The organism is Jeotgalicoccus huakuii, assembly GCF_036665975.1.
In the GTDB taxonomy this organism is placed as follows: Bacteria; Bacillota; Bacilli; order Staphylococcales; family Salinicoccaceae; genus Jeotgalicoccus; species Jeotgalicoccus marinus.
In genome coordinates, this window is sequence record NZ_JAVIYN010000012.1 from 66,022 (window position 1) to 76,384 (window position 10,363).

General features: G+C 36.5%; 11 protein-coding genes. 7 read left to right on the top strand and 4 right to left on the bottom strand.

Going from position 1 to position 10,363, the window contains the following annotated elements; translation table 11 throughout:
• Window positions 1-14 precede the first annotated feature (14 nt).
• Complete coding sequence (locus V6E76_RS07640; protein ID WP_247351827.1) at window positions 15-1,013, bottom strand: metal-dependent hydrolase; 999 nt, start codon at window positions 1,011-1,013, stop codon at window positions 15-17.
• A 26-nt stretch (window positions 1,014-1,039) separates the two neighbouring features.
• Here V6E76_RS07640 and mutY point away from each other — a divergent pair, with 26 nt between their 5' ends.
• The 4 genes from mutY (at window position 1,040) to V6E76_RS07660 (ending at window position 5,082) form a co-directional block, all read left to right on the top strand.
• On the top strand, window positions 1,040-2,059 hold the full coding sequence (gene mutY, locus V6E76_RS07645) for an A/G-specific adenine glycosylase (RefSeq protein ID WP_247351829.1): 1,020 nt from the start codon (window positions 1,040-1,042) through the stop codon (window positions 2,057-2,059).
• A gap of 78 nt (window positions 2,060-2,137) precedes the next feature.
• Window positions 2,138-2,674: a nucleoside tri-diphosphate phosphatase gene (gene ntdP / locus V6E76_RS07650; protein WP_026867206.1), complete on the top strand. Its 537-nt coding sequence runs from the start codon at window positions 2,138-2,140 to the stop codon at window positions 2,672-2,674.
• A gap of 51 nt (window positions 2,675-2,725) precedes the next feature.
• A complete protein-coding gene (locus V6E76_RS07655; RefSeq protein WP_247351832.1) occupies window positions 2,726-4,462 on the top strand; it encodes an ABC transporter ATP-binding protein in 1,737 nt (578 codons plus the stop codon).
• Window positions 4,463-4,470: 8 nt separating this feature from the next.
• The gene (locus V6E76_RS07660) at window positions 4,471-5,082 is read left to right on the top strand and encodes a DNA-3-methyladenine glycosylase (RefSeq protein ID WP_247351834.1); all 612 of its coding nucleotides are present in this window, start codon (window positions 4,471-4,473) and stop codon (window positions 5,080-5,082) included.
• Window positions 5,083-5,119: 37 nt separating this feature from the next.
• Here the strand turns inward: V6E76_RS07660 and V6E76_RS07665 are convergent, their stop codons facing one another.
• Both V6E76_RS07665 and V6E76_RS07670 read right to left on the bottom strand, forming a co-directional pair.
• The gene (locus V6E76_RS07665) at window positions 5,120-6,229 is read right to left on the bottom strand and encodes an aromatic acid exporter family protein (protein WP_247351837.1); all 1,110 of its coding nucleotides are present in this window, start codon (window positions 6,227-6,229) and stop codon (window positions 5,120-5,122) included.
• 17 nt (window positions 6,230-6,246) lie between these two features.
• Window positions 6,247-7,539 carry a glutamate-1-semialdehyde 2,1-aminomutase gene (locus V6E76_RS07670; protein ID WP_247351839.1) on the bottom strand — a complete coding sequence of 431 codons (1,293 nt, stop codon included), beginning with the start codon at window positions 7,537-7,539 and terminating at the stop codon, window positions 6,247-6,249.
• Between the two features lie 148 nt (window positions 7,540-7,687).
• Between V6E76_RS07670 and bcp the strand changes: the two genes are divergently transcribed.
• The 3 genes from bcp (at window position 7,688) to perR (ending at window position 9,592) form a co-directional block, all read left to right on the top strand.
• Complete coding sequence (gene bcp, locus V6E76_RS07675; RefSeq protein WP_247351841.1) at window positions 7,688-8,134, top strand: thioredoxin-dependent thiol peroxidase; 447 nt, start codon at window positions 7,688-7,690, stop codon at window positions 8,132-8,134.
• Window positions 8,135-8,137: 3 nt separating this feature from the next.
• Window positions 8,138-9,070, top strand: a complete 933-nt coding sequence (locus tag V6E76_RS07680) for a D-2-hydroxyacid dehydrogenase (RefSeq protein WP_247351844.1) — start codon at window positions 8,138-8,140, stop codon at window positions 9,068-9,070.
• An 84-nt stretch (window positions 9,071-9,154) separates the two neighbouring features.
• Window positions 9,155-9,592 (top strand): peroxide-responsive transcriptional repressor PerR, encoded by a 438-nt coding sequence (gene perR, locus V6E76_RS07685; protein WP_499797756.1) that lies wholly within the window; start codon window positions 9,155-9,157, stop codon window positions 9,590-9,592.
• Window positions 9,593-9,640: 48 nt separating this feature from the next.
• On the opposite strand, the gene V6E76_RS07690 is transcribed toward perR, so the two are convergent.
• On the bottom strand, window positions 9,641-10,039 hold the full coding sequence (locus V6E76_RS07690; RefSeq protein WP_247351848.1) for a DUF2614 family zinc ribbon-containing protein: 399 nt from the start codon (window positions 10,037-10,039) through the stop codon (window positions 9,641-9,643).
• Window positions 10,040-10,363: the final 324 nt, after the last annotated feature.

Consider the following 10,363-nt stretch of genomic DNA (forward strand, 5'->3'; position numbering starts at 1 on the left):
ATGCTGGCTTTATGTTAAGATAATTTTTGTTGGAGTTTACTTTCAGTAAAGACCCAACCCGTATAAGAGGATTGTACATCAAAGTCATCTTTATCTAATAGCATGATACATACAAATGGATAATGACCATCTTTTAAATATCTAAGGTCTATATAACGCACTTCGATTGTATTATCGTCGATATCTTTAACCTCATGTCTATAAATAGAGGAGAAGAAAGTAAAGGATTTAAAGTTTTCATCATCTTTAACGGCTTCAAATAATTCACCTTCAAGTGGTTTCACTTTTTCAAAGCGATCGTAAAATACAATTTGACCTTTAAAAGTCCTGCCAACATAGTAGTAATCGGATGAAATTACTACCACTCTCCATTCATTAAAACGTATGGTTGGCATACAGAATACTCTACTGACATCTCTATCAGGAATTTGTTTTATAATTTTTCGGATTAAATATTTTTGATAGGTAAAACGGGCGATGTAGTACAATACTAATACACCATATAAAATAATAAATAGCATGACCGGATTAAAACCGACGAACCATAGGATGAAATACAAGACATGCATTATGATAATCGGTATATCTATAGTATTGATGTAGCCGAGCTGAATCCATGTGTGGTTAAATGGCCTAAGTGCCTGTGTACCATAGGCATTAAAAATGTCTGAAAAGACATGAAGGAAGACGCCAAAAAGTGACCAAAAGTACATATTTATAAAAGGCAGACCGAATAAGGTACTACTTAAGATTGCCAGTAATAACGGCCAAATCAGTACTGTAAAAGGTAGAGAATGAGTAATACCACGATGGTGTCTAATATAAATGGCATTATTTTTAAGCTTCATAACAGTATCGATATCTGGAATTAACGAAGCACCGACGACAGTCGTAATAAACCCTGCTGAAACGGGATCGATATTTGGGTCTATATGTGCAAGACCAACTATCGTACCACCCATCAGGGTATGTGTTAAAGTATCCATCATTCCACTTCCATTCAATTTCTGCATTTTAATAATTTATTAAGGATGTTTACATGTTAAAAAGATCAGTTTTTAATGATACATTACTCGATTGGTATCATGCAAATAAAAGGGAGTTACCTTGGCGTCAGACAAGCGATCCCTATAAAATTTGGCTGAGTGAGGTTATGTTACAACAAACTCAAGTCATTACTGTTATACCCTATTTTAATAAATTTATAACAAAATATGAGACTCTGGATGACCTTGCAAATGCTGACGAACAAGACTTATTAAAAGATTGGGAAGGCCTGGGGTACTACAATAGAATTCGAAATTTTCACCATGCAGTAAAAGAAGTACAAAGTCAATATGACTCTAAAATTCCAAATCGACCCGAAGAATTTTTTAGCTTAAAAGGAGTGGGTCCATATATCGGTGGTGCAGTACAAAGTATAGCTTTTAATAATCAACTTGCTGCAGTCGATGGCAATGTGCTGAGAGTGATGACAAGATTAAATCGTGACAACCGAGACACTACAAAAGTTAGCGTTCAAAAAGATATTAAAAGAGACATAGAAAGTGATATGCCACTTGAGGCGGGAGACTTTAATCAAGCATTGATGGAACTTGGAGCGACGATTTGCACCCCTCGCACACCTAAGTGTGTTGTATGTCCAGTGCAGGCACATTGTGAAGCTTATAAAAAAGGTGAGGTAATGGCTTATCCTGTGAAGAAGAAAGCAAAAGCTAAGAAAGAATACTATTACAATGTGTACTACATTCTGAACGATAATAATGAAATCTTACTCTTTAAACAAGAAGAAGATTTATTAAAAGGCATGTATGAGCTACCACGTTTTGATGTGGATACCTCTATAGAGTCTTTAGAAGAACAATACCAAATCCAGCTCAGTCAGCCAAAAGGACCCATCGGTGAACATAAACATGTCTTCACACATAAAGTTTGGTATATGGATGGCTATATCATCAGAACGACAGATTGTCATCCAGATTTTGTGTCATTAGATGAGGTGAAAAACTTACCGATGAGTGTAGCGATGCAAAAGATGATGAAATTTATAGATTCATAAGTCTTAGTCTATAAATTTTTAATAAGTATTTTGCTATGCTATACTATTTACGTAAATAATAAAGGTGGTGGGGTTATTATGGTGAAGGAATCCATTCCTTTAGAGGGAACAAAAATGAGGATTCAAAGCTATAAGCATGATGGGAGCATCCACCGCGTTTGGAGCGAAACGACGATTTTAAAAGGCACAGATCACGTCGTTATCGGAGGAAATAACAGGACGCTCGTCACTGAAAGTGATGGGCGAAAGTGGGTGACAAGGGAACCTGCAATTGTTTACTTTCATAAAGACTATTGGTTCAATGTCATCTGTATGTTTAGAGAAGACGGTGTGTATTATTACTGTAATCTCTCTTCTCCATATGTTGCCGATGATGAAGCAATTAAGTACATCGATTATGATTTAGATATCAAGGTCTACCCAGATGGTAAATATCATCTTTTAGATGAAGATGAGTACAAAGTCCACAGAAGTAGAATGAACTACTCTGATGATATTGACCGCATTTTAAAATTTAACGTCGACGAACTGCAACAGTGGATTGAAAGAAAAAAAGGACCTTTTGCTCCAGATTTTATAAAGGTTTGGCACCATCGTTTTAATAATGAACATTAACCAATCGGTGAAAACACTGATTGGTTTTACTATCTTATGGGAGGCGCTTTAATGATTAGAAGGTATATGAAGTTCGTTCAGCCTTACTATGGCATCATTGCATTGACGATTGTTATAGGTATTCTTAAGTTCGGAATTCCTTTACTGATTCCGTTATTTGTAGCGTATGCAATTGATGACATTATACTCGCTGAAGGACTTGCTTATGATGAGCGTATGACGATGCTCATCCAAGTTCTCTTAGTATTCGCAGTGATATTTATAGTGTTAAGGCCACCTGTAGAATTTTTCAGACAATACTTGGCACAGCGCACGAGTAATAAGATTTTATATGATATCAGAAAGAAACTATATGGGCACCTCCAGATGCTAAGTGCAAAATTTTATGCCAATAATAAAGTGGGAGAAGTCATTTCAAGGGTTATCAATGACGTTGAACAGACCAAGGACTTTATAATGACAGGCTTAATGAATGTCTGGCTAGATTTAGTGACAATTATTATTGCCTTAATTATTATGTTTAACTTAAATATTGAATTAACCTTTGCTTCAATTGCAATCTTCCCATTCTATATTTTTGGTGTTTGGTTCTTCTTTGGACGCTTAAGAGCAAAAACAAGAAATCGTTCGCAAGCCTTAGCAGAAGTACAAGGTTTCCTACACGAAAGAGTGCAAGGAATTAATGTTGTAAAAAGCTTTGCTATTGAAAATCATGAAGAAAAGCGTTTCGATAAGACAAACAATAATTTCTTAACAAAAGCATTAGATCATTCAAGATGGACAGCTTATAGTTTCATGGTGGTTAACACTATTACAGATATTGGCCCCTTATTAGTTGTCGGGTACGGTACATTTTTAGTATTGAATGACCAACTTTCAGTTGGTATTCTCGCTGCATTTGTTGCCTATTTAGAAAGACTATACGGGCCACTACGTCGACTTGTTTCATCTTCAACAGCACTAACACAAAGTGTGGCATCTATGGATAGGGTATTCCAACTATTTGATGTACCATACGATGTAAAAGATGAAGCGGGAGCGAAGCCGATTGGTGATGTTAAAGGCCATATCAGCTTAAAAGACGTCTCTTTCCAATATGAAGAAAATGATCAAACGATTTTAAATAATATCAATTTAGATATACCGATTGGACAAACGGTTGCTTTTGTCGGCATGAGTGGAGGCGGTAAGTCCACCTTGGTCTCGTTAATTCCGAGATTCTATGATGTGACTGAAGGAAGCATTGAAGTCGATGGACAGGATGTAAGAGACGTAACCGTACGTTCATTAAGGGATAACCTAGGAATCGTCATGCAGGATAATATCTTATTTTCAGATTCAATAAAAGAAAATATCCTACTGGCTAAACCTGGTGCAACAGAAGAAGAAGTTATCTTGGCAGCGAAAAGAGCAAATGCTCATGAATTTATCATGAATCTAGAAGAAGGTTATGATACTACAGTTGGTGAGCGCGGGGTTAAGCTTTCTGGCGGTCAGAAACAGAGAATCGCAATCGCTCGAGTATTCCTGAAAAATCCTCCAATCCTGATTCTAGATGAAGCAACAAGTGCACTAGATCTCGAGAGTGAGAGTATTATCCAAGAAACAATTGAAGAATTATCAAGTAATAGAACGACACTTATCGTCGCACATAGGTTATCGACAGTGACTCATGCCGATAAGATTGTTGTTGTTGAAAATGGTGAAATAGTTGAGTCTGGTAGTCACGACGCACTGATGAAACATAGTGGAGTCTATAGAAACCTTTATGATATCCAGGGCTTGTAGGTGTTTATATGAATACTTTGAATTTAGACTTTTTACAAGATGATACTTTAGCCGCCGCCAAGTATTTACTTGGAAAAGAGATCGTAACTTATATAGATGGAAAAATCACAGCTGGTTATATTACAGAAGTTGAAGCCTACCTTGGTTTAGAAGACCGAGCATCGCACACTTTTTCAGGTAAGATCACGAAGAAAAATGATATGATGTTTAAACCTTATGGTCATATTTATGTTTATACTATGCATGGACATAGTTGTATGAACTTTGTAACGACAAATAATCGACCAGAAGGTGTGTTGATTCGAGGCATAGAACCATCCCGAGGTATCGATACGATGAAGGACAGGCGCGGACGTAGTGACGGTTTGACAGATGGGCCTGGTAAACTGACTCAAGCTTTAGGTATTACTAGAAAAGCACATAATGGTATTGATATAAACAGTGACATTATAAAAATCTATGAAGGTAAAGTACCGAATGAGATTCTAGATACACCGAGGATAGGTATTGATAACAAAAAAGAAGCAGTCGATTATTTATACCGTTTCATCGTTAGTGGTAATCCACATGTGAGCCGCTTTAGAGGTAAGGCCAAAGCAAATAATGGTTGGAAATATTAAAGACGATAAAATCCATTTGGATTTTATCGTCTCTTTTTTATATATCTAAAGTTTCATCTTGAATGTCTATTTTATTTTCTTCATTGTGATATGAGAAAAAGCTGTTTGTTAAGCGGTCTACACGTTCTACAGCTCTTGAGTATTCGTGTAGGGCAGTAATAACTTCTAAAATGTTCTCATATTGAAGCTTATCATTTTCATCAGTTAAGCGAGAATAATTAGTCAGGAAATGTGTCATAAGGCTTTCATCATATTGATGTGTCGTTTCAATGTAGATTTCAGACGTTTCTGGTTTAATTTTCTCTGTAAACTTCATGAATACTTGTTCATGGTAGGCCATTAATTCATCCATTTCGAGCCGCATATGATTTTTTAAATCTTCATCTAAGTGATAGTAGTCGTTTTCATGTCTGTTTAAACGATCCAAAAAGTTATATGTTTGTCTGGTAGATTCTATCAAGTGTTTAAATAGCACTTTTCTACGGTGATGTGTAAATTTTTGCTTCTTAAAGATGTTCCGTTCTTCCTTATACCAGGAATACATCGTTTCAAGTTTTGTCACTCTAGTTTGAAGTTGTGCCAAGTCTTTTTTGACGATTTGAGATTCACTTACCGCATTGAATTCTAAACGTATCCATTTAAAAATATCATTCGTTATATTAAAACAGTTGTGATACATCTTAGTTTCATAACGCGGTGGTATAAAGACAAGGTTAACAAGTAAAGAGACCAAAACACCAATCATTACGAGAGAGAATCTGGTTCCTGCAACAACTAGAAAATCACCTGTGTCCATCTCGACACCGAACGGTACATCCATAATAGCGACTACTGTGATGACTGCAAGTGTTGATACACTTTGGAGTTTAAAGAATAACAGCATTGCCAATACGAGAATAACCGTCAATCCGATAATTAAAATGTTACTACCGAACAGTAGTACCATGATGATAGCAGAAATGGCACCGATGGAGTTTCCTCTAAATTGATTCCAAGTTGTCTCTAAGGACCGATAAACGTTTGGTTGTAAGGCGTTAACAGAGGCGATACCGGCGATCAAAGCCGGTGTTAAGCCAATGTAATTTGCTAAAAAGAATGTTAAGACGACAGCTATACCGGTTTTTAATACTCTAGCACCAAATCGCATGGCACCAACTCCTACTCCTAAAGGTCATTTTTAAACACTGCTTCGACAATCTCTAAAGTGTCTTCGATATCTTGATCTGTATGTTCTGTCGTTAAGAACCAAGCCTCGTATTTAGATGGTGCAATATTGACACCACGGTTGATTAGACCTCTAAAGAATTTAGCGAATAATTCACCGTCACTTGCTTCAGCTTGTTTATAATTTTTAACTGTTTCATCTGTAAAGTATATTGTTAAGGCACCAACAAGACGATTAATGTTTGCTTTTACTTGGTACTGATCGATTAGTTTAAGAAGGCCATCTTCTAACTTCGCCCCTAAGCGTTCTAGCTCTTCATAAACACCTTCTTGCTGGAGTACTTCTAAACAAGCAATACCTGCTGCCATAGAAAGTGGATTTCCTGCCATAGTACCAGCTTGGTAGGCCGCACCAAGTGGTGCAACTTTTTCCATAATATCAAGGCGACCACCGTATGCACCGATTGGTGTACCGCCACCGATAATTTTCCCTAGGGCGATTAAATCAGGTGTCACCCCGACAAGATTTGTTGCTGAGCCATAAGAGAAACGAAAAGCGGTAATAACTTCATCGTATATTACTAAAGAGCCGTTGTCATGTGCAATATCATTGACTGCTTGTAAAAAGCCTTCTTCTGCTTCAACAATACCGAAGTTTCCTACGATAGGTTCCACTAGGACTCCAGCAATTTCATCACCGAAGTGTTCGATAGCCGTTTTAAAGTCTTCTATATTATTGAAGGGTACTGTAATAACATCTTCAGCAACACCTTTTGGTACACCTGCAGAATCTGGAGTGCCAAGTTGCGAAGGGCCACTGCCCGCAGCAACAAGTACTAAATCTGAATGCCCATGATAGCAACCTTCAAATTTTATAATTTTATTTCGTCCAGTGTAGGCACGCGCCACTCTTATTGTCGTCATAACTGCTTCAGTACCCGAGTTCACGAAGCGCACTCTTTCTAAAGAAGGAATAGCTTTGCGCAGTTTTTTAGCAAAATCAACTTCAAGTGTTGTTGCGGTACCATAGAGAATACCTTTACTAGATTGTTCAGTGATTGCCTCGTGAATTCTTGGGTGGCCATGGCCAGTAATTATTGGACCATAGGCCGCGAGGTAATCAATATACTTATTTCCATCAATATCATAGAAATGTGAACCTTCAGCACTTTCCATAACAATCGGTGCCCCGCCACCAACAGCTTTATATGATCTAGAAGGGGAGTTCACACCACCGAGAATTACTGCTTCGGCTTCTTTTTGCATTGACTGTGATTTCGTATGATTATACATGTTTTCATCCTTACTTTACATCAGATTTATTCATTCAATATAATAACATAATTCAGCTATTTGTTTAAGGTACAAGAATGGTTTAAAGTAAACATATAAGAGGGTATTGTAGAGATACCGAATGACATTATGTAAAGGATGAATATAAATGGAGAAATTTCCTGAATTTGAATTAGAAAACCAAGATGGGGAAGCCGTATCAAATAATACGTTAACAGGCACTACTGTGCTTTATTTTTATCCGAAAGACAACACGCCAGGATGTACGACACAAGCATGTGATATGCGTGATAGCATGGCAGACTTAAACGAACTAGGTGTCACAGTATATGGAATTAGCGGTGACTCTAAACAAAAACATAAGAACTTTATCGAGAAAAATAACTTAAACTTTGACTTACTAGTGGATGAAGACTTTAAACTTTCTAATGAGCTTGGAGTCTATGGTTTAAAAAAAGCGTTTGGTAAAGAATTTAATGGGATTAGTCGTACTACTTTTGTGATTGACAAAGATTCTAATATATTAAAACGTTTTGATGATGTTAAACCCAAAGAACATGCGGATGAATTGAAAAGCTTTCTAAAAGAGGGATAAGCTATGAATATTATTTCTACAGTGAAACTGAAAGATGAAATGATTAATCGTTTACCTGAATCTGTAACTTATAGCTTCAATAAGATGAAAGAACTTTCTAGTGAAGAAAAAGCGCGTGCAGAGGTGCTTATTACTTATGGTAGCGATGTAACAGTTGAGGAATCAGCTAATTTTCCAAATGTAAAATGGCTTCACGTGATGAGTGCTGGTGTCGATGAGATTCCAAAAGCATTGTTCGATCAGGCAATTGTAACCAATTCTTCAGGTATTCACAAAATACCGATGACAGAATTCGCAATTGGTCTTATCCTACAGTATTATAAACGACTTCCTTCATTAAAAGAGGCAGAAAAAAATAATGAGTGGATTAAGTACTCAAAATCTGAGGAACTTTACGGAAAAGAAGCTCATATATTAGGGACAGGAAACATAGGCAGTCACTTAGCGAAAACCCTACAAGTTTTTGGAGTACAAACACATGGTTATAATACCAATGGACGAGACATTGATGGTTTTGATAAAACCCATAAAATTGACGACTTAAATGAAGCGGTCGTTTCAGCAGATATTCTAGTCAATGTTTTACCGTCTACTGAAAAAACAATCGGCTTGTTAAAAGTAGATACCTTTAAAGCTATGAAAGATGAGGGCATTTTTATTAATATAGGCCGTGGCACGGTAATGACAGATGAGACTTTAATAGAGATATTAAAAGAACAATACATCGCACATGTATTGTCTGATGTGTTTAATGAAGAGCCTTTACCAGAGGATAGCCCTTTATATGGCTTTGACAATTTAACAATCACCCCGCATTGTTCAGCTAAAACGGACATGTACTTATACAGAGCGTTTGATATCTTTTTAGATAATCTTGCCCGCTTTAGTGAGGATATTGAACTAGTAAACGTTGTGGAATTTGACAAAGGGTACTAATATTGATTTGACAATCTTTTCACATTCAAAGTACAATAATATTATTAGTATATAAATATAGAAGGAAGGATCAGTCATATGAAGATGATCGATAATCATCATGACCATTTCAGTGAGTCGCTCGAAACGCTTAAGCAAACTGGCGTAAGAATCACTCCACAGCGTAAAGCTGTGCTCAATTATTTGGTTGAGAGTGAAGTGCATCCTACTGCTGATGATATATTCCAATCACTGTCTAGCGAATTTCCAAACATGAGTGTCGCGACAGTTTACAATAATTTAAAATTGTTTAAACAGACTGGTCTCGTTAAAGAACTGACTTATGGAGATTCATCTAGTCGATTCGATTTTAATTCGGTTCCACATTATCATATCATCTGTAGTGAGTGCGGCAAGATCACAGACTTCCAGTATCCTGCTTTGGAAGAAGTTGAACATTTAGCAGGTTTAGTAACTGATTATGAAGTGAGTCATCACCGTTTAGAAATTTACGGTGTGTGCCCAGATTGCAATACAAAATAATAGGTGAAATAAAAGCGGGGCTACTAATGAGTAGTCCCGCTTTTGTTATTACTGATCTGATTCTTTTTCTTTGTTTCTGATTTCTTCAATTTTCTTCTCACGGCGGTGTTTCACATTATAGTCAGTTGTAAATGCCTCACCTTCAAGTTCCTTATCAAGGGTGAGTGGTTCTTTACAATGCTGACAATAATCAACTCTACCTAGTATCTTAGTATGGCGCTCACAATTCGGGCACTGGACAGTAACGGTTCTCGTACTAATCATGCCGACCCAAAAGTAAATAACGAAACTTAACATAATCGGAATGACACCTAAAACTAAGAAGATCATCATAGCCCAGGGTGTTTCTCTAAAGAATATACCTATATACATCACAGCCATACCAATAAAGATAAGTGCTAGAGCCCAGCCGCGTATACGCAGAATTTTGTTTCCGGGTTTTCTCATATATGTCACCTCTAAAATTATTCTATACTTTCATCGCTGTATATGATAGTATATATCAAGTATTCATTTTGAACATTTAAGAACTTTTAAGCGAAGTAAAGAACTTTAAAAAATTCTTTTAAAGATTTTTAATAAAAGTGTTGACGGAATACATACAACTTGTTATTATATAAAAGTCGCTTGTTTCAAGAGCGCCTAACACAGAGGATTGCAAAACGCAATTAAGAATGTGTTAAAAAAGATTAAAAAAATGTTAAATTAATACTTGCATTTTTGAAATCAACAGTGTATAGTAATAAGAGTAATACGAAATAAAGTTTCAAC

Coding starts and splice junctions, on each gene's coding strand:
- V6E76_RS07640 (WP_247351827.1), bottom strand. CDS start 1,013: ATGCAGAAATTGAATGGAAGTGGAATGATGGATACTTTAACACATACC.
- mutY (WP_247351829.1), top strand. CDS start 1,040: ATGTTAAAAAGATCAGTTTTTAATGATACATTACTCGATTGGTATCAT.
- ntdP (WP_026867206.1), top strand. CDS start 2,138: ATGGTGAAGGAATCCATTCCTTTAGAGGGAACAAAAATGAGGATTCAA.
- V6E76_RS07655 (WP_247351832.1), top strand. CDS start 2,726: ATGATTAGAAGGTATATGAAGTTCGTTCAGCCTTACTATGGCATCATT.
- V6E76_RS07660 (WP_247351834.1), top strand. CDS start 4,471: ATGAATACTTTGAATTTAGACTTTTTACAAGATGATACTTTAGCCGCC.
- V6E76_RS07665 (WP_247351837.1), bottom strand. CDS start 6,229: ATGCGATTTGGTGCTAGAGTATTAAAAACCGGTATAGCTGTCGTCTTA.
- V6E76_RS07670 (WP_247351839.1), bottom strand. CDS start 7,539: ATGTATAATCATACGAAATCACAGTCAATGCAAAAAGAAGCCGAAGCA.
- bcp (WP_247351841.1), top strand. CDS start 7,688: ATGGAGAAATTTCCTGAATTTGAATTAGAAAACCAAGATGGGGAAGCC.
- V6E76_RS07680 (WP_247351844.1), top strand. CDS start 8,138: ATGAATATTATTTCTACAGTGAAACTGAAAGATGAAATGATTAATCGT.
- perR (WP_499797756.1), top strand. CDS start 9,155: ATGATCGATAATCATCATGACCATTTCAGTGAGTCGCTCGAAACGCTT.
- V6E76_RS07690 (WP_247351848.1), bottom strand. CDS start 10,039: ATGAGAAAACCCGGAAACAAAATTCTGCGTATACGCGGCTGGGCTCTA.